The organism is Paenibacillus sp. FSL R7-0179 (genome assembly GCF_038002265.1).
Lineage (GTDB): Bacteria > Bacillota > Bacilli > Paenibacillales > Paenibacillaceae > Paenibacillus_AQ.
In genome coordinates this window covers 3,714,277-3,732,130 of record NZ_JBBOCC010000001.1, presented here as the reverse complement: position 1 = coordinate 3,732,130, position 17,854 = coordinate 3,714,277, and the positions used below count along the sequence as shown (strand labels likewise).

General features: G+C 53.6%; 20 protein-coding genes. All 20 read right to left on the bottom strand.

Going from position 1 to position 17,854, the window contains the following annotated elements; translation table 11 throughout:
- Nucleotides 1-40: 40 nt before the first annotated feature.
- The 20 genes from MKX63_RS16435 to trpE all read right to left on the bottom strand — a co-directional run bounded on the left by MKX63_RS16435 (nucleotide 41) and on the right by trpE (nucleotide 17,842).
- Complete coding sequence (locus MKX63_RS16435) at nucleotides 41-940, bottom strand: sporulation protein YpjB (RefSeq protein ID WP_341018370.1); 900 nt, start codon at nucleotides 938-940, stop codon at nucleotides 41-43.
- A gap of 55 nt (nucleotides 941-995) precedes the next feature.
- Complete coding sequence (locus MKX63_RS16430) at nucleotides 996-1,643, bottom strand: DUF1405 domain-containing protein (protein WP_341018368.1); 648 nt, start codon at nucleotides 1,641-1,643, stop codon at nucleotides 996-998.
- Nucleotides 1,644-1,730: 87 nt separating this feature from the next.
- Complete coding sequence (locus MKX63_RS16425; protein WP_341018367.1) at nucleotides 1,731-2,606, bottom strand: menaquinol-cytochrome c reductase cytochrome b/c subunit; 876 nt, start codon at nucleotides 2,604-2,606, stop codon at nucleotides 1,731-1,733.
- Between the two features lie 23 nt (nucleotides 2,607-2,629).
- The gene (qcrB, locus tag MKX63_RS16420) at nucleotides 2,630-3,301 is read right to left on the bottom strand and encodes a menaquinol-cytochrome c reductase cytochrome b subunit (protein ID WP_036727267.1); all 672 of its coding nucleotides are present in this window, start codon (nucleotides 3,299-3,301) and stop codon (nucleotides 2,630-2,632) included.
- 5 nt (nucleotides 3,302-3,306) lie between these two features.
- Entirely contained in the window at nucleotides 3,307-3,861 is a 555-nt protein-coding gene (locus MKX63_RS16415; RefSeq protein ID WP_341018366.1) for a ubiquinol-cytochrome c reductase iron-sulfur subunit, read from the bottom strand.
- A 221-nt stretch (nucleotides 3,862-4,082) separates the two neighbouring features.
- Complete coding sequence (locus MKX63_RS16410; RefSeq protein WP_341018364.1) at nucleotides 4,083-4,508, bottom strand: DUF2487 family protein; 426 nt, start codon at nucleotides 4,506-4,508, stop codon at nucleotides 4,083-4,085.
- A 121-nt stretch (nucleotides 4,509-4,629) separates the two neighbouring features.
- Nucleotides 4,630-4,809, bottom strand: coding sequence for an IDEAL domain-containing protein (locus MKX63_RS16405; protein WP_341018363.1), 180 nt, complete (start codon nucleotides 4,807-4,809; stop codon nucleotides 4,630-4,632).
- Between the two features lie 18 nt (nucleotides 4,810-4,827).
- Nucleotides 4,828-5,334 (bottom strand): gamma carbonic anhydrase family protein, encoded by a 507-nt coding sequence (locus MKX63_RS16400; protein ID WP_341018362.1) that lies wholly within the window; start codon nucleotides 5,332-5,334, stop codon nucleotides 4,828-4,830.
- Between the two features lie 11 nt (nucleotides 5,335-5,345).
- Entirely contained in the window at nucleotides 5,346-6,434 is a 1,089-nt protein-coding gene (locus MKX63_RS16395) for a hypothetical protein (RefSeq protein ID WP_341018360.1), read from the bottom strand.
- 90 nt (nucleotides 6,435-6,524) lie between these two features.
- Nucleotides 6,525-7,112 (bottom strand): histidine phosphatase family protein, encoded by a 588-nt coding sequence (locus MKX63_RS16390; protein ID WP_339310367.1) that lies wholly within the window; start codon nucleotides 7,110-7,112, stop codon nucleotides 6,525-6,527.
- 148 nt (nucleotides 7,113-7,260) lie between these two features.
- Nucleotides 7,261-7,704 carry an anti-sigma factor gene (locus tag MKX63_RS16385; protein WP_341018359.1) on the bottom strand — a complete coding sequence of 148 codons (444 nt, stop codon included), beginning with the start codon at nucleotides 7,702-7,704 and terminating at the stop codon, nucleotides 7,261-7,263.
- Nucleotides 7,705-7,856: 152 nt separating this feature from the next.
- A complete protein-coding gene (locus tag MKX63_RS16380; RefSeq protein ID WP_341018357.1) occupies nucleotides 7,857-8,444 on the bottom strand; it encodes an RNA polymerase sigma factor in 588 nt (195 codons plus the stop codon).
- An 883-nt stretch (nucleotides 8,445-9,327) separates the two neighbouring features.
- Entirely contained in the window at nucleotides 9,328-10,422 is a 1,095-nt protein-coding gene (locus MKX63_RS16375; protein ID WP_341018355.1) for a prephenate dehydrogenase, read from the bottom strand.
- A gap of 59 nt (nucleotides 10,423-10,481) precedes the next feature.
- Nucleotides 10,482-11,579 carry a histidinol-phosphate transaminase gene (gene hisC / locus MKX63_RS16370; RefSeq protein ID WP_341018352.1) on the bottom strand — a complete coding sequence of 366 codons (1,098 nt, stop codon included), beginning with the start codon at nucleotides 11,577-11,579 and terminating at the stop codon, nucleotides 10,482-10,484.
- A 23-nt stretch (nucleotides 11,580-11,602) separates the two neighbouring features.
- Nucleotides 11,603-12,427, bottom strand: coding sequence for a tryptophan synthase subunit alpha (gene trpA, locus MKX63_RS16365; RefSeq protein ID WP_341018349.1), 825 nt, complete (start codon nucleotides 12,425-12,427; stop codon nucleotides 11,603-11,605).
- Complete coding sequence (trpB, locus tag MKX63_RS16360; RefSeq protein WP_341018347.1) at nucleotides 12,417-13,622, bottom strand: tryptophan synthase subunit beta; 1,206 nt, start codon at nucleotides 13,620-13,622, stop codon at nucleotides 12,417-12,419. The genes trpA and trpB overlap by 11 nt, the downstream gene beginning before the upstream one ends.
- On the bottom strand, nucleotides 13,619-14,299 hold the full coding sequence (locus MKX63_RS16355) for a phosphoribosylanthranilate isomerase (RefSeq protein WP_341018344.1): 681 nt from the start codon (nucleotides 14,297-14,299) through the stop codon (nucleotides 13,619-13,621). The genes trpB and MKX63_RS16355 overlap by 4 nt, the downstream gene beginning before the upstream one ends.
- Nucleotides 14,292-15,122: an indole-3-glycerol phosphate synthase TrpC gene (trpC, locus tag MKX63_RS16350; protein WP_341018342.1), complete on the bottom strand. Its 831-nt coding sequence runs from the start codon at nucleotides 15,120-15,122 to the stop codon at nucleotides 14,292-14,294. Before trpC ends, MKX63_RS16355 begins: the two co-directional genes overlap by 8 nt.
- Entirely contained in the window at nucleotides 15,112-16,152 is a 1,041-nt protein-coding gene (trpD, locus tag MKX63_RS16345) for an anthranilate phosphoribosyltransferase (protein WP_341018339.1), read from the bottom strand. Before trpD ends, trpC begins: the two co-directional genes overlap by 11 nt.
- 136 nt (nucleotides 16,153-16,288) lie before the next feature.
- Complete coding sequence (trpE, locus tag MKX63_RS16340) at nucleotides 16,289-17,842, bottom strand: anthranilate synthase component I (RefSeq protein WP_341018336.1); 1,554 nt, start codon at nucleotides 17,840-17,842, stop codon at nucleotides 16,289-16,291.
- Between the last annotated feature and the right edge of the window lie 12 nt (nucleotides 17,843-17,854).

The window sequence follows — 17,854 nt, the reverse complement described above, 5'->3', positions numbered from 1 at the left end:
GGTCCGCCCTCTTTGTATCCTCTGTTCCCTCGACCTTATGCTACACGGTCTTCAAATCCCGCTTCTGGCCACGATACTTACGATAAGCCGTATACGCCAGCACCGTAAAGATGAACGCGCCTGCCAGCAAAGCCCAGCCCCCGTATTGCTGCGGAGCCAGCGGCAGCGACAAGACCGGCTCGCTGCGCTCCTTGCCGAACATCACTCTTGCTGCATCCTGCCCGTAGGATACGATCTCCAGCAGGCGGGCCCGTTCCACGGGCTGCTCCGAGCCTGCCACCCCACCGGCATATGACAGCCAGGAATCAAAGGCGTTCACCGTCTCAGCAGGCCGGGAGATCATCACGGCAGGCCGGATATTCGCGTACCGGCTCTGAAGTCTTGCCAGCGCCGCTGTCCAGCCCTTCAGATCATTCGCGGCGGCACTTTGCTCCATATCGTTCAGATCCTCACGGACCAGCTTATAATACTGCAGCCACATGGGCTGGCGCGGGTGATTCAGGCTGTTAGCGGCAAGCCGCAGCTTCGCCGCAGCCGCTTCCCATCTCTCCGGGGACGGCTGGGCCGCAGCCAGTGCGGACTTCATATCCAGAATAACGGACGAGAGTGCATTGATCCCCTCCACTGAGGTCATCCCTTCGAAGGATGACGAGATGAAGATCTGCGAGATTTCCTCTGCTTCCTGGCGGGCCTTCAGCACATCGCCTTCAAGCACATACCCATACAGAGCTTCCGCAGCCTGCTCCAGCCGCTGTGCTCCACTCCTGGCTGTGAGCGCAGCGGGATCACTGGGTACACTTCCGGCTGCTTCTATGTAAGCTGTGCTTCCATGGCCTGCAGCAGCATCCCCCGCTTCAGCCTGAACGCGGTCTACGCTGATACCGGCGAGCAGCCAGCACAGCAGAATTCCAGACAGTATGATTACTTTTCTGCGCGGCATAAGACATCCCTCCCACCTTAATGTATGGCGGAAGGACAAGAGTTAGAACGGAGGCTCAGCGCTTCATGGCAGTTCTGTCCGGAAGTGCCGGACGCCTTGTCCGGCCGCAAAACAGCCAGGCAGCGGCTGTACTGAACAGCGTAAGCCCCATGGTGGAATACTGAACAGTGATAAGATCATCATCAAGCACCGAGGGCAGCCATGGATACACGCCTTGTGAATAATCCACTATATCATTAGCGAACGTCCACGCAAGCGCCACAGGCAGCATTCTCCGAAAGGTGAAGAACCGGGCATAGATCAAGGCTTCTACAGCCATTCCGGTATGGGAGATCATCAGCATCCAGTCCTTCCAGGTGATCGAATCCCCCTGATAACCGCCGGCCACTATGATACTGACCGCCCATATCCCGTATTTCACTGATGTTAATACAGCCAACGCTTCAATCAGCTCACGCGCCAGTGTTCCTGCAAGCCCTCTTGGCGGATAGAGCAACAGCAGTAGTGCAGCTGTGAAGAACAGACTGGCCGTAGGGCTGTCTGGAACGAACGGCAGTAGCCAGAGCGGTTCCGTCTGAGCTGTGAATGTGAGCTGATTGCCATACCACATATATCCGTAGACCGTCCCCAGCAGATTTACGATAAACAGCAGCCATATTATTCTTCGGTCCCTAAATAACTTCTCAAACCAATGACCCGGCATATGTACAACTTCCCCCCGACTGTTGGAGCTTCATGACATGACAAAAACCTGAGCGCATAGACGATCAGGTTTTGCGTTACTGTTATTTTACTGTCCGCTTTTTTGTTTGGCAAGCCAGCCGGCCAGCTCATCGATATCCTGCTCAGTCAGCCCTGCCCCCATAGCTGTTTCAACCATCGGCGGCATCTGACCCTTACCTTCTTTTATAATAGTAAGAATCGCTGCCTGATCATGCTTGTCACCGACACCGCGCAGTGAGGGAATACTGCCGGAGCCCTTCATATCTACGGCATGGCAGGTTATACAGGTTGCTTGCTTATAGAGAGCCATAGCCGGATCGTCCTTGTCCACAATGGCAATATCCTTCGGCTTGACGGCGCTTGTGGTTGGCAAACCCGCAGCCCTGTTCTCGGCCGCCTTCTCCTCGCGCTGAACATCCTCTGGAATCTGGCCGGTCTCAGCCATCTCATGCTTGTATTCTGTCCAGGCTGTATTGGTCAAATAGACGATTGCAGCGAGGGACAGGAACATCAGCGAGGATGCAATCGGTCTGCGGTAGAACCGCCGCTCCGGGCCGGTATCCAGAAAAGGTGCCAGCAGCAGAGCCCCGAAGGCCACCCCAGTCACACCCAGCGTCCCCAGCACAATATAGTCACCGGATGCGTAAGGAAGCTTCAAATACTGATAGAGGAAGAGAAAATACCAGTCGGGAATCGGAATAACCGATGCTGCCGGATTGGCAGGGAAGCCGAGCGGAGCCGGCTCTGAGATGGTCAGAACCAGAATCCCCACCAGCACTACTACACCAACCATCCATTCCTTGAGCAGAAAGTTAGGGATAAAGGCTTCCGATTTACCCGGATACGCCGTATAATCCGGCGGGGTAATGAATCCGTTCCCTCTGCGGACCCGGGAATCCCCGACGAATACCACCTTCTCTTTGGAGTCGTCTCCGTGTGCCATGACTGTGCCTCCTATACGTTATTTTACAGCGGACCGGATATGCCTTGTCTGCGGATCATAATGAAGTGCCCGACAAGCAGAATAAGCAGAACCGCCGGGAGGAAGAATACATGTAAGGCGAAGAACCGGGTCAGCGTCTCGGCCCCGGCGATACTGCCGCCCTGCATCAGCTCCTTGAGCACCGGCCCCATGAACGGAACCGAATTGGCGATCTCCAGCGTAACCTTGGTGGCGAAGTACGCCTTATTGTCCCACGGAAGCAGATAACCGGTTAGACCCAGTCCCAGCATGACGAAAAAAATCAGCATCCCCACTACCCAGTTCATCTCGCGTGGAGCCTTGTACGAACCGGTGAAGAACACACGCATCGTATGAAGGAACATCATCACAATGACGAGACTCGCGCCCCAGTGATGCATGCCGCGTACGATTTTACCAAAGGCGACCTTGGTCTGCAGATATTCCACACTGGCATAGGCATTAATAATATCCGGGACATAGTACATGGTCAGGAACATTCCTGAAAGGATCTGTATGACAGTGATGAAGAACGTTAGTCCGCCGAAGCAGTAGACAAAGGCTGAAAAATGGTGTGCCGGATTGACATGCTCAGGGACCTCGTGGTCGGCAACATCTCTCCAGATCGGTGTAATATCCAGACGTTCATCAATCCAGTTATATACGTTTTTGAACACGCCGTTCACGCCTCCTTCGCCGAAACAGTATTAGGAATGATTTCACCGAGATATACCCAGCCTCCGTCAATCTTGGTGGTGTACTGGTCCAGCGGTTTAGCAGCAACGGCAAGTTGCCGGCCCTGCTTCGTGTAGCGGGCACCATGGCAAGGGCAATGATATTCATCGGGATACGCCTTGTTATTATTCCAGCCTACGGTGCAGCCCAGATGCTTGCAGATGGGTGAAAGCGCATAAATATCTCCGTTCGCGTCTTTACGAATCCACGCCGTAAGCATCGCTGTACTGGCATACCATCCGTCCTGCTGCGGAAGCTCGAAGGTGAACTCCTGGGGCTCCTCTGTAATTTTGGACGCTTCGGCTACCTTGATGAATTGCCCCTCGCCTTTTTTCTGCAAAATCGGGTCCACAGCAAACCGGACCATCGGCAAAATAACGCCGGCCCCCATAAAGGCGGTCGCCCCGCCTAACGTATAGGTTAAAAACTGTCTGCGTGACATCTCGTTTCGGCTGGGCGGTTCTTGCGGAAGTGACACTTCTTCTTCATTAAGGCTGCTCATACTGTATGTAACCCCCTTTTCAAAATGTGAGAAGGCACCTGCAGAGTTATTGCATAGGTATTTTAGGTAAAAAATCCGTTTTCAATGAAAAATATCACAGTTCATATAAGTTCATCCTAATCATAGCTTAGGGTCCAAAACCCGTCAAGAATATTGTCTAAATTGTGACAGGCGTTTTCGGTGCTTTTTTAATAAATTGTTGATTTTCCGTCACATTTAACTTATTTTTCATTCTGCCATAAGGTCTGGATTTCGCTGCGCACATACGCGCTTACCCCTGCCCTGGAATCAGCCACTATCTCAGGCAGGCAAAGGAGTAAATCGCTTTCAAAAACATCCTCCCTGCGCAGTCCCTCATTGGCAGACATCACGATTGCGTACTGGAAGCCGCTGGATTTGACTTTTCGGCAAAGTTCATTCACAATAGCTCCCATTCCGGGCCCGGCATACTGTACCGCCGGATAAGTCACGACCCTCCCCTTGTACGGTTGTTCAGCCAATTCCAGGAAATCACGCTGGCGTTCAAGTAACGTGGCGGTCTCAGGCGGAGTCTCCGTGCCCTGAAGTCCGCTATAAGGAATGATGCACGTATCATAAAAATGTCCGTCGGTCTCCCAGGCTCTACTGTCAAAATCACTGAATTTCATAGATTCGCCTCCTCTAGCCGCATCCTGCAGCATGCATTTTTACTTTAAAAGCATCATAAACAAGTGTATTCAGCTTGGCAATCCCTAATACAGAAAAAAAGAAATGCGCCAAGCGCATTTCCTATGCCAAACTTTTCAGTTCTTCAGTCAGATTCCGGAAAGCCGCCTCATCACCGGCAGCCAGCGCCGTGTCAATCTCCAGGTACAACATGTCGGTACGACGCTTTCTTAATGCTTCATCCCACACCATTTCCGCAGCCAGCCCCAGCATCACTTCATAAGTAGCCTTCATTTTGTCCATTCGATACACCTCCGCTGTTTAAGAAATTCCGTATTCCAATGCTTTTTTCACATAGCTTTCACTTGTGCGTGCCATCCTCAGCAGATCCTGCTCAGTCAGTTCACGGATTACTTTGGCCGGTGTGCCCAAGGAGAGTGTGTACGGAGGAATGATTTTGTTCTCGGTTACAATAGAGCCGGCTCCTACTAAAGCATATTCACCAATCTCTGCTCCGTTCAGTACAATTGCACCCATTCCGATTAATGTGCCCTTGCCTATCCGGCAGCCATGGATGATTGCTGAATGCCCGACCGAGATGTCATCCGCAAGCACCAGCGGCAATCCTTCCGCCACATGGCCGACCACACCGTCCTGGATATTGCAGCGTTCCCCGATGATCACCGGCGCCAGGTCACCGCGAAGTACGGCGTTGAACCAGACACTGGATTGTTTGCTTATTCTTACATCGCCAACGAGCTTAGCGCCTTCCGCCACATAGACTGATTCATCAAGCTGCGGTATGTAACTCCCATAGGCAATCCGCATCTCTCTCCCCCTTACCTGAGCAGATGCTTCGGCACAGCCGCCTCACATCCCCAGGGTGTCATCATGACCACTGTTCCTGCGGGCTGCTCACCAAGCTTAAGCATGCCCAGATGCAGCATCATCCGCAAGATGCGCTGTTCCAGAATGGAAGCGGCATCATCGTAATAGAAGGGCTTGATCAGCCAGCCGATTCCTTCTGACAGCGAGGCTGTGGTCACCCATCTGCCGGCACTTAGACTGATCCAGTAGACCAGCGAAGGCAAATTGGGAATAGCCCCTTTATACAGTCTTAACCAAAAGGAGAATAACTGCATCAGCTTCTCGGATTTTCCCTCCGCCAGAAAATGCCCGCCTGCGGCTGTAAGCTGCAGCCTGTAGCCTTCCTCGGAGATCCAGCGGCGGTGGCGGGCATAATCGTACATCAGGGCAAATCTCGGCGGATAATGCTCACAAGCCCTGCCGTAGCCGAACCTCCAGCCACCCTTGCCAAGCAAAGGCTCCGTAATCTGCAGCGCATTCATCAGCCCTTGCTGATTGCGCTTATAAAGCGCGCCTTCCTGGTTCAGCTCAGGCTCATTCTCCTTCACATACCGCAGGAACAGCAGCAGATCCCCGGCCAGTAAATCTCCCTCTCCCCTGTAGACCGCCGGCTCCGGGACAGGAATAATCCGCTGCTGCAAATACTGGCCCATCTGCTCACGGAAGCGCTTCTTCAGATCCAGCGGCACCTGGAACAGATACCGGCTCTGCTGAGAGACTCCGCTGAACAACCAGCCGCTGTTCTTAAGCCGGCTGACCAGCTCGCGGTAGTCACCGCTTTTGCCGGGCGGGGCATCGAAGGAAGCCTGCCTGGCAGCAGCCAGCAGATCCTCCAGGCTGAAGTGACTGCGTTCATCAAAGAGCAGGCTGTTCAGCAAACGCAGCTCTCCCGGGGAACTCCCCTTAATATGGGACTCCATGAATTCCCGGCTGCCCAAGGTAATCAATATACTCTGAATCAAATCATGTTTGGAATTCCGTTTGCACTCACACTGATAGCGTCCCGCAATGGCGGTCAGCTGACCAATGTCTGCATAAGTGAGCATATCCGCCAGATTCATCTCTCATCGCCTCACTGTTTTACTACCATTATGGGAAATACAGCCCTTTTTATTCCTTTTGCCGCAAAAAAAATAACCCGAAGGGTCGGGTTAATGCTGTTTTTGTAAAATATGACGGGTACAGTTGTACAATAAAGGATTCCATTCCTGCTCATTCTTCTCCAGAATCGTGAGTGAGAGATTGCCGAGCCGTTCCGAATATTTGTCTTTGTATAGTGCGGTGTAGAGCTGCGCAAGGAATCCTCCATGGGAGATGACCAGGACATTCTTACCCGGGAAGCGGGCCGTAATATCCTCCAGGAATGCAAGACCCCGGACCTGAAGCGCCTCATCGCTCTCCTGTCCCAGAGACAGCAGCTTCCAATCCTTGCCCCATTTGGCTTCACGGGCTTCGGCTGTCATGCCCTCCACCTGGCCGTAGGCACGCTCACGGATACGGTCATCCGGCTCAAGGAGAGGAATACCCAGCTTGGCCGCTACGATCTTGCCGGTCTCTGCTGCACGCGACAGGCTGCTGGTAATACAATAGTCCCAGTGGTAAGGCTCCTGCAGCAGCCGGTCGCCCAGCATCTCAGCCTGCCGCCTGCCTTCATCATTCAGCGGAATATCACTTTGTCCCTGAATTTTACCTACCGCATTCCAATCCGTCAGCCCATGGCGTATTAAGCCGATCAGCATCGCCTATCACCGTTCCCTTCCCTTTTATGTTTGCTTACTAATGTAACACGAATGAAAACAAATGTCTTCTTTTTTAGAGCAAGAGGATACACATACATTCTTGTATTCAAATCAAAAACCCTCTTCTCCAGGTTCGGGAAGGGGGTTCTCATTGTCTGCGGTACCGGTTCAGACGGACCAGCAGGAATATGGATAATCCGACGCCCAGCGTCGACAATACCATCCAGTACTGCGGATGTGCAGGCCCCATATTGGCCACCAGCGGCTCAATGATCCCGCCCTCAGACTCCACCGGATAGGAAGAAGACCAGTCCAGAGTTAAGCCTGCCACACCTGTCTCGACGATCCCGCTCTGTGCCGCCGTCGTATTCGAAGGGGTCTTGAACACGGTGAAATATAAGAAGCTGGAGATAAACACCGCTAAGAAGCAGGCAATCCAGAGGGTTAAACGATGCCGGAATACTGTAGAGCTCCCCGCAGACTTCCCGTCTCCAGGCATAAGCCAAGGGCTCTCCAGATAGATCCGCTCCATAACCTTACTGTTAATCGCTTCTGCCCGCTCATCGCTGACATCGAATCTTGTATCCTGCATAAGCTCACTGGTCTCCTGCCACAGTGCCCATTCGGCACTGCAGTAGGAGCAGGTTGCGATATGTCTCTCAAGTCTAATCCGCCTGGGATCTGTGGGGGGAGCGTCCCACAAGTGTGGAATGGAATCCTGCGCTTCCCTGCAATTCATAGGCCTTACACCCTCTCAGCCTGCTCTTCAGCTTCAGGCTCATAGAAATAGGATTCGAGCTGCAGCTTCACACTGCTTCTAGCCCGGAACAGCAGTGACTTCACTGAGCTGACGCTCTGCTCCAGAATCACAGCAATTTCCTGATAATCCATCTGATCATATTCACGCAGAATCAGCGCGGAACGCTGCTTCTCCGGGAGATTGTTAATCGCTTCGCGGACGAGCTCCATCCGTTCCTTACGCAATGCTGCCTGTTCCGGCGCAACATCAAGCGGTGCCACAGGCGTATATCCGCTCTCTTCGAGCGACACATTCCCGGCACGGTTCTTACGAAGTTCACTCAGCACTGTATTGCGGGCAATCGTGTACAGCCATGTGGAGAAAGAAGCATCAACTTCCCGGAAGGAATGAAGACTCCGGAAGGCTTTGTAGAAGGTCTCTGAACAGAGGTCTTCGGCAATCAGCTCCATATGGGAGTTCTTCAGCATGTGGTACACAAACGCCAATATCTTGCGTTGATATCGTCGCATGAGTTCCGAGTATAATTCTGTATCGCCTTGCTTGATTAGCTGGATCAACTGGGAATCCGTCATGGTGAGTCGGCCCTCCTCGCCCTTGCACGTGTAATCCCGTCCGGTCCGTATCTACTTATACCGGGCAGGTAACAAAAAGTTGCGGCATTACTTCAAATTTGCAGCACAAAAATCCAATCTTCCTATGTATATTCAACTAACCGTTATTTAAGGCTTGGTGTATGTAAATACTGAAAAAAATTCGCATATTTACAACTTTCATTCTTTTCAAGTCAGAAGAATGGCAGCATTCTCCTTACAGGACAACGCAGCCTCTCTCCACTTGTTCAGCAAGCGGTTACCTATACCTGGAAGGAATCTATAAACATACTTAACCTAGTATAGCACAGTTTCTAACAGGAGGAAATTAATAGACTTTGAGAGATGTGCAGACCGGCCGGTGAAAGCGGTCTTTTTTAAATGATAATTTGGTTTAAATAAAGTGTTGACAAAATGTAAACGGATACATATAATAAAAGTACAGTATGGTTTCTCTCCACTCCTATCCAAACACTACACGGTTCCAAGAAATTGTGAACTGTAACCGCTTATTATGTAAGCGGTCTTTTTTTTTGCCCATTTTTACGAACATTTGGGTGTTTACCAAGCGTTTGTTCTTTGCGGGAGCCGGGGCGTCCTCTCATAGCAGGTGGATATCCTCCACTTATTTAGGGAGTGTGATTCTTTTTCGGTGCAATAGCTGGACAAACAACACTTATTTCTGCTCCTCCTCCGTTGTATGGCAGAAACCAGCAATAATAGTTGCTGTTTTTCCACTTGCTTCCTAATATCCAGCAACTATCGCTGAATTAAGATACATTTGTCCACTTACTCCTTAGAGAAAGCAGTTAAGTTTCAAAAAAATAAGAGCCGGAGCTTCAAGCCCCGGCTCTTATTTTCCTTTTTACATATATACGGTATAATCATTCTCCTGCAACAGAATTCTGGCCCGCTCCATATCGTTCTCCTGGCGGAAGGATAAGCGCATGATCCCGGGAACATCCTCGCGGCTCTCAATAATCTGCACGTTGCTGAGGTTGATGCCCTGGTCGCCCAGCTCCGTAGCAATCCGGCCGATAATGCCGGGATGATCGGGAACATCAATATGCAGATCGAACAGCGGAGTGATCATTCCCTTGCGCCGCTCAGGAAGCTGGCTGCGGAATTGATTCGCCTCCTGGAAGGCCGACTCGATCCCTGCACCATCCCCGCTCTCCAGCAGATGGATGAACGTGGACACTTCATCATTCCAATCCTTCAGCAGCCGCAGCATCACAGAGCGGTTATTCAGCAGAATATCGCGCCAGATGATCGGATCGCTCGAAGCAATGCGGGTAATATCGCGGAAGCCCCCTGCAGCCAGCGTGCTGTACAAGGAGTCCGAATGGTCATATGCATGAATCTGATTCACCAGGGCTACCGCAATAATATGCGGCAGATGGCTGATCGCTCCAACAATCTCATCGTGGCGCTCCGGATCTAGCCGGACAATCTGTGCTCTCGTATGCAGCAGGAGCGACTCCAGAGCCTGGTATGCCGCTTCAGGTACACCTGGCGGAGGGGTGAGTACGTAGTAAGCATTCTCGAACAGTAAAGAGGAGGCTGCTTCTACGCCTGAACGCTCCGATCCGGCCATGGGATGGCCTCCGATGAAATGTACACCGGGAATATCCAGTGCAAGGGCACACGCGGCGATGCTGGCCTTGGTGCTGCCGACATCTGTAATGATACAGCCCGCCTTCAGCGGCAGCCTGCTTAACCGCTGAAGATAGTCCTCAAGCATGCCGACCGGCACACACAGAAAGATATAATCCGCATCCAGTGCAGCTTCCTCAAGAGATAATGTAGCCTGATCAACCACACCTCTGCTCACATATTTGGCAGCAGATTCAGGACGGTGGGCATGGCCTACAACGGTCAGACCCTCCTTGCCTTTGAAGCATAGGGCCAGTGAGCCGCCGATCAGGCCGACACCGAAAATTGCTATTTTTGTCGTCATGTTCTTAGTACTACCTGCCTTCTGTGGTATCGTCAATCCGGCTTCTGAGCCTGTTGCGGTTATGCGCGAACTTCCTGCTCCTTCAGCGCTTGCTCCAGGGCAGCTACGAAGGCTGTGTTCTGCTCGGCGGAGCCGATGGTCACCCGCAGATAGGTCGGATACCGGTGGAAGCCTGTTCTGACGATGATTCCTTGCCGCAGCAGCGTATCGAAGACTTCAGCCGCAGGCTTACGTACATCCACCATAATGAAGTTCCCGTGAGCCGGGAACGACGTAAGCCCTAGGCGCGCAAATTCCGCCTCAAGCTGCACAATCCCTGCACTGTTAAGGGCACGGCACTGCTGTACATATTCCTGATCGGAGAGTGCCGCCACAGCCGCCACCTGAGCCAGGCGGGTCGTATTGAACGGCTCACGCACCTGATTAATCAGGGAGATCACCTGCTGGCTGGCTACACCATAGCCGATTCGGAGCGCAGCAAGACCATAGATTTTGGAGAAGGTACGAAGGACTACCAGATTAGGATATTTGTCGATCAGCTTAATGCCGTCGGTGTAGCTGAGATCCGTCACATATTCGTAATAGGCTTCATCGAGGACTACCATTACGCCCGCAGGTACTGCATCCAGGAACGAAATCAGAGCATCCTCAGGCACAATGGTACCGGTTGGATTGTTCGGATTGCAGATCCAGACGATTTTGGTCCGGTCCGAAATCTTCGCCAGCATCGAGTCCAGATCATGCGTTCCGTCCTTAAGCGGGACTTCTATAGTTACAGCCCCTTCGATATCCGCATTGCTCTTATATACAGAGAAAGTCTGATCGGCCATAATCGTCTCGTCGCCGGGCAGGAAGAAGGCACGGGCAATCAGAGCAATAATCTCATCCGATCCGCATCCGAAAATAATACGGTCACCCGCCACGCCCAGGTGCTTAGCCAGCGTCGCCGTCAGCTCAGCGGCAGAGCCGTCTGGGTATAAAAAGAGGTTATCCAGCTCCGCTACGATAGCGGCCTTCGCACTTGGTGCAGCCCCGTAAGGGTTCTCGTTGGATGCCAGCTTAATGACTTCGCTTAAGCCCAGCTCCTTCTTGACTTCTTCAATCGGCTTCCCAGGCTTGTAGACAGGAAGGTCAACGATATTCGGTTTTGGATTCATGGGTGATCCTCGCTCTCCAAAAGTTAATTAGGTCTTAATTGTGCCACAAATTCACGAATTTGCAACAGTCCGGCGCTTCTCATCTGCGGCTGGGACAAGAGGGGAATAACTTCCTCCACCTTGCGGACAATGGCGCTGCCCACTACTACACCATCACAGATCTTGGCAAACCGGGATACTTGTTCTCCAGTGGAGATTCCGAATCCTACAGCAACCGGCAGGTCCGTAGACCGGCGGACGGATGCTATGAATTCATCTACTCCGCTGTGGAAGCTTGAGCGTTCCCCGGTTACACCGAGCGAGGATACGCAGTAGACAAAGCCGCTTGCGCCGGATACGATCCGGGCAATCCGTTCGCTGGAGGTCGGGGCTACGAGCGGAATGAGATTCACGCCCGCGGCACGGCTGCGAGCACGCATGTCTTCTGATTCCTCAACCGGCAGGTCAGGTATAATCAGCCCGCTGATCTCATGAGTATTCAGCTCCGCAAAAAACGTATCCAGCCCCATCTGCAGCACCGGATTATAATACGTGAACAGGATGAACGGCAGCCCGCTGCCTGCCTGCCTTGCTTTGAGCGCCGTCTCCATACAGGTGCGCAGATGAACCTTGCTGCGCAGGGCTCTTGCGGACGCCCGCTGGATGACCGGACCGTCGGCAAGCGGATCGGAGTACGGAACGCCAAGCTCCAGGATATCCGCTCCCGCTGCCTCCAGCTCGGCAATAATATCCAGTGTAGTCTCCAGATCAGGATCGCCTACGGTAAGGAACGGAATAAGGGCAGTACGGCCTTCCGCCTTCAGCCGGTTAAAAGCCAGGTCCATCCGGTTAGTCGTTTCAGTTGTCATTACTGCTCGCCCCTTCCGTATAAGCCATAATGGATTCGACATCTTTGTCACCGCGTCCCGACAGGCAGATCACCACAATATCATCCTTGGTCAGCGTCTTGCCGAGCTTCACCACATGGGCAATGGCATGAGCCGATTCCAGGGCGGGAATAATGCCCTCCGTCACGCAGAGCAGCTTCAGTGCATCCAGCGCTTCGGCATCGGTCACCGGCACGTATTGGGCACGGTGAATGTCCTTGAGATAGGAATGCTCAGGCCCCACGCCCGGATAATCCAGTCCGGCCGATATGGAATGGGCCTCGATGACCTGTCCGTGCTCGTCCTGCAGCAGATAGCTCAGCGAGCCCTGGAACACGCCATGGCTTCCCTTGCTCATGGTTGCTGCATGGAACGGAGTATCTACGCCTTTACCGGCAGCTTCAACACCAATCATCGCCACCTGCTCATCCTCCATGAACGGATAGAACATACCGATGGCATTGCTGCCTCCGCCTACTGCGGCAACCAGCAGATCGGGCAGACGTCCTTCCGCCTCCAGAATCTGTCGGCGGGTCTCATCCCCGATAATCCGCTGAAAGTTGCGGACCATCATCGGATACGGATGGGGACCTACCGCCGAGCCAAGCACGTAGAATGTATCTTCGACATTGCTCACCCAGTAGCGTAGCGCCTCATTCCCGGCATCCTTCAGCGTTCTGGAGCCTGAGGTCACCGGAATAACCTCTGCCCCGAGCAGCTTCATGCGGAAGACATTGAGCGCCTGGCGGCGGGTATCCTCTTCACCCATGAACACCTTGCATTCCATGCCGAGCAAGGCGGCTACCGTAGCTGTAGCTACTCCGTGCTGGCCTGCGCCGGTTTCGGCAATCACCTTGGTTTTACCCATCATTTTGGCCAGGATGCCTTGTCCGATCGCGTTGTTGATCTTGTGGGCGCCTGTATGATTGAGGTCCTCCCGCTTCAGATAGATCTTGGCCTCGCCAAGCTGCTTACTTAGCCTCTCTGCATAATACAGCGGGGTCTCGCGGCCCGAATACTGCTTGAGCAGATAATCTATTTCCTCCTGAAAGGCCGGGTCTGCCGAGAATTTATTGTAAGCTTCCTCCAGCTCAATCAGCGCAGTCATCAAGGTCTCAGGAACGAAGCGGCCTCCAAAAGAACCAAAACGTCCATTTTTGTCCGGTACTTGTATCATGATTGCTTCACCCTTTCTACGAAAGCTGTCATTTTGGCGATATCCTTACTGCCGTTACTCTCTACTCCGCTGGAGACATCCACGCCATAAGGGCCGTAACCATCCAACAGCTCGTTCACATTGTCCGGATGCAAGCCTCCGGCTATAAATAAAGGCAGCGCATGCTTCGCCGCCGCTTGCTGGTATAAGGGGATTTGCTCCCAATCAAATGTACGGCCCGTACCGCCGCTGTCCTGCGGATCATAGGTATCCAGCAGCAGCGCATCAATCGTACCCGCATAGCTGTCCAGCAGAGTCTGAACCTCATCCCCCGCATCAGTACTGCACCCGGCAACCGAAAGGGCTTTCCAGACCTTAATCTGGGGAAAAGCCGCCTTGACCTCCGCACAGAACTGCGGACTCTCTTGTCCATGAAGCTGCACAACATCCAGCGGTACCGTTCTCAGCAGCTCTGCCAGCTCAGAAAGAGCGGGGTTAACGAATACGCCCACCGGGCGGGGAGCCGGCTCAGACTTCCAGTTGCCCAGCTCTGCAATCAGCTCCACAGCCACACCCGGGGTAACCCTCCTGCGGCTGGGTGCAAATACCAGGCCCACATAATCGAGCGGCAAACTATTCATAGATTTTAGCACTTCAACGCCCTGAAGTCCACAGATTTTTACGAGAGGTTCAGTCACTCTGCACACGATCCTTCCCTGCTGGAAGCGGACCGAGCAGCTGATGGATGGCCTGCTCTACATCCGGCTGGCGCATCAGGTATTCTCCGACCAGCACACCGGTTGCCCGTGTCTTGCGGAGATACGCAATATCCTCCGGCCCGGCAATCCCGCTCTCGCTGATTACGGGAAGACCGGCGGGCAGCAGGGCTGCCAGCTCCTCCGTAGCGGAGAGCGACGTTTCGAACGTCTTGAGATTCCGGTTATTAATACCCAGCAGAACCCCGGGATGTTCAGCCTTACCAGTAGACAATACCGTCTCCAGTTCGCTGCGGTCATGAACCTCAATCAGGATATCGAGTCCAAGCGCGGCAGCGGAGTCGGTGAACGAGGCGAGCTGCTGCGGGGTTAGAATGGCCGCAATCAACAGAATGGCATCCGCACCAAGCAGGCGGGCCTCATAGATCTGCTTCTCGTCGATAATGAAGTCCTTACGCAGCAGCGGAAGCTGTACAGCCTCTCTTACCTGCTGGAGATACACGCCGCTGCCCTGAAAATAATCCTTGTCCGTGAGCACGGACAGGCAATCGGCGCCTCCCGCTTCATAGCCCCGGGCAATCGTCACCGGATCAAAATCGGCCCGGATCAGCCCCTTGGACGGCGAGGCCTTCTTCACCTCGGCGATCAGCCCCATCTCCCGGTTCCGGCGTTCAGTTAAGGCGCTGCGGAAGCCTCTTGTAGCAGGTAATGCGGCAATGGAACGCTCCGCCGCGGCAAGCGAGAATTGCCGGCTTAACGCTTCTACCTCTTTTACTTTCGTGGCAACAATCCGGTCAAGATACATAATCAAGCTCCTTTGTCATCGCTTTTAACTGTTCCAGCTTGCGCAGCGCCGCTCCTGAATCCACAACCTCTCTGGCACGGTCCACGCCTTCCTTAAGGGTATCGGCAAGACCGGCGACATAGATGCAGGCTCCGGCATTGGCCAGTACGATATCACGGTACGGATTGATATTACCCTCCAGCACTGTAGTAATAATCGCCGCATTCTCTGCGGCATCGCCGCCCATGACATCCTCCAGCGGATGCTGGCTGAGGCCAAGCTCCTGCGGTGTAATTTCGTAGGTAGTGACTACGCCCTGCTTCAGCTCGGAGACCTGCGTCGGTGCCGAGATACTGATCTCATCCAGGCCGTCCAGGCTGCTGACAATCATCGCCCGCTTGGAGCCCAGCTCACCCAGGACCTTGGCAACCGTCTCTGTCTTGTTACGGTCGTAGATGCCCATCAGCTGCCGGTCTGCTCCGGCCGGATTGGTCAGCGGACCCAGCATATTGAAGACCGTCCGCACCCCCAGCTCACGGCGGGGAGCAGCGGCATGCTTCATGGACGGATGATAGATTTGAGCGAACAGGAAGCAGATCCCGATACTGTCCAGACACTGCCGCGCCTGCTCTGCATTCAGATGGATATTGACGCCAAGCGCCTCCAGCACATCCGCACTGCCCGCTCTGCCGGACGCCGAACGGTTACCGTGCTTCGCCACTCTGACAGAAGCAGCGGAAGAGATGATCGCCGAAGCTGTGGAGATATTGAATTTATGAATCCCGGAGCCGCCCGTGCCGCAGGTATCCAGCAGCTGGCTCCGCTCAGTAAGCACCTGTGTGCCGAAGCCGCGCATCGCCTCTGCGAAGCCGGTGATTTCTTCAACGGTCTCTCCTTTGATCCGCAGTGCAGTCAGCAGTGCTCCGATCTGCGCCGGTGAAGCCGCACCTTCCATAATCGTGCCCATAATCTCGCGGGCCTGCGTACGGGTAAGATCCTTTCCCTCGATTAAACCGGCAATTCCTGATTGCAGTAACTGGCTTGCGTCCATAGTGGATGTCCTCCTAAGAGTTTTGTGAGCGGGGCTTCCTGAACCAGCTTCGTACAAAACTGGCTCCGAAAGCATACGCAAAAAGTTTTATGGAGCATTCTCTGCTCTTCTGATCTCGTCTCTGCTAATTCGCGGTTCACGGGGTATATTCGTACATATAATCCTGGTTAATGACCTGCTTCTCCTTCACCTCAGCGGGGAACATTGCTTCCGCCATCCGGATCGCCTTCAGCATTCCCTTAGCCTTGTTCACCGTCTCCTCATATTCCTTCTCCGGCACGGAATCCCAGACGATTCCTGCTCCGGCCTGCACATAAGCACGGCCCTTGCGGAAGATAATCGTGCGGATCGTGATGCAGGAATCCATGTTCCCGGAGAAGCCGAGGTAGCCGATCGCTCCGGCATAAGCACCGCGGGCTTCCCGCTCCAGCTCGGCAATAATCTCCATCGCCCGCAGCTTCGGCGCTCCCGATACCGTACCTGCCGGAAGGCAGGAGAGGAAGGCATCGAAGAAATCCTTATCCTCGGCCAGCGTTCCGGTCACATTCGAGACCAGATGCATGACATGCGAGTATTTCTCGATCTCCATGAAGGTATTGCATTTCACGCTGCCGAATTTTGAGACCCGGCCCAGATCATTGCGGCCCAGGTCGACCAGCATCAGATGCTCCGCACGTTCCTTCTCGTCCTCAAGCAGCTCTGCGGCGAGCTGATGATCCTCAGCCGCGCTCGCTCCGCGCGGCCGGGTTCCCGCAATCGGCCGGGTCTCCACCCGTCCGCCGTCCACCTTTACCAGCGCTTCCGGCGAGGTGCCGACGATGATCTCCTCATCCATTTTCAGATAATACATATATGGGGATGGGTTCAGAATGCGCAGCATCCGGTACACATGCAGCGGAGAGACCTCGGTCTCGATATGCATCCGCTGCGACAGCACCACCTGGAAGATATCTCCGGCACGGATGTATTCTTTGGCCTGCTCTACGTTGCTTATATATTGCTCCTTTGTGAGATTCGAGTGAATCTCTCCAAGCTCGATATCCTGCGGAATGCTGCGGCGGTTGACGTTCTCCTTCGGGCCTTCCTTTTGCAGCTCCTCTGCCAGATTCACTAAGCGGTTGCTCAGTTCCTCGTAATTGGCCCGGATATCCGAATCCGTATCGCCATCCTTAATATGAAGATTACCCACCAGCAGAATCTGCTGCTTCACATGATCGAAGACGATAATGCGGTCACAGAACATAAAGCGGATGTCATCCATATTCAGGTCATCTACCGCATGTGCGGACAGCTTCTCATAATACTGCAGCAGATCATAGCCGAAGAATCCGATGGCTCCGCCTGTGAACGGCGGCATGCCGTCCAGCTTGGGACTGCGGTAGGAACGGAGCAGCGCCTTCAGCTCCTCGACAGGTTTGCCGGACAGCTGTTTTTTCTCGCCGCCGACCTCCACCTGGATCTGCCCCTTTTTGCCGGAGATCATCAGGAACGGATCACTGCCGATAAAAGAATAACGCGCCCATTGAATGCCGCCCTCTACACTCTCCAGCAAAAATGCGCGATCCTGCTCGGCAAACCGCTGGAACAGCCGGATCGGCGTTTCCATATCAGCCAGCAATCTTGTCACAACCGGGATCAGATTGTATTCGCGCGACAGCGACACCACTTCTTCAATGCTCGGATTCGTCACTTGGGTAACCTC

Coding starts and splice junctions, on each gene's coding strand:
- trpD (WP_341018339.1), bottom strand. CDS start 16,152: ATGGACGCAAGCCAGTTACTGCAATCAGGAATTGCCGGTTTAATCGAG.
- MKX63_RS16405 (WP_341018363.1), bottom strand. CDS start 4,809: ATGGACAAAATGAAGGCTACTTATGAAGTGATGCTGGGGCTGGCTGCG.
- MKX63_RS16430 (WP_341018368.1), bottom strand. CDS start 1,643: ATGCCGGGTCATTGGTTTGAGAAGTTATTTAGGGACCGAAGAATAATA.
- trpC (WP_341018342.1), bottom strand. CDS start 15,122: ATGTATCTTGACCGGATTGTTGCCACGAAAGTAAAAGAGGTAGAAGCG.
- MKX63_RS16375 (WP_341018355.1), bottom strand. CDS start 10,422: ATGACGACAAAAATAGCAATTTTCGGTGTCGGCCTGATCGGCGGCTCA.
- MKX63_RS16435 (WP_341018370.1), bottom strand. CDS start 940: ATGCCGCGCAGAAAAGTAATCATACTGTCTGGAATTCTGCTGTGCTGG.
- MKX63_RS16390 (WP_339310367.1), bottom strand. CDS start 7,112: ATGCTGATCGGCTTAATACGCCATGGGCTGACGGATTGGAATGCGGTA.
- MKX63_RS16380 (WP_341018357.1), bottom strand. CDS start 8,444: ATGACGGATTCCCAGTTGATCCAGCTAATCAAGCAAGGCGATACAGAA.
- MKX63_RS16400 (WP_341018362.1), bottom strand. CDS start 5,334: ATGCGGATTGCCTATGGGAGTTACATACCGCAGCTTGATGAATCAGTC.
- trpA (WP_341018349.1), bottom strand. CDS start 12,427: ATGACAACTGAAACGACTAACCGGATGGACCTGGCTTTTAACCGGCTG.
- MKX63_RS16385 (WP_341018359.1), bottom strand. CDS start 7,704: ATGCAGGATACAAGATTCGATGTCAGCGATGAGCGGGCAGAAGCGATT.
- MKX63_RS16415 (WP_341018366.1), bottom strand. CDS start 3,861: ATGAGCAGCCTTAATGAAGAAGAAGTGTCACTTCCGCAAGAACCGCCC.
- MKX63_RS16410 (WP_341018364.1), bottom strand. CDS start 4,508: ATGAAATTCAGTGATTTTGACAGTAGAGCCTGGGAGACCGACGGACAT.
- hisC (WP_341018352.1), bottom strand. CDS start 11,579: ATGAATCCAAAACCGAATATCGTTGACCTTCCTGTCTACAAGCCTGGG.
- MKX63_RS16425 (WP_341018367.1), bottom strand. CDS start 2,606: ATGGCACACGGAGACGACTCCAAAGAGAAGGTGGTATTCGTCGGGGAT.
- trpB (WP_341018347.1), bottom strand. CDS start 13,622: ATGATACAAGTACCGGACAAAAATGGACGTTTTGGTTCTTTTGGAGGC.
- MKX63_RS16395 (WP_341018360.1), bottom strand. CDS start 6,434: ATGAATCTGGCGGATATGCTCACTTATGCAGACATTGGTCAGCTGACC.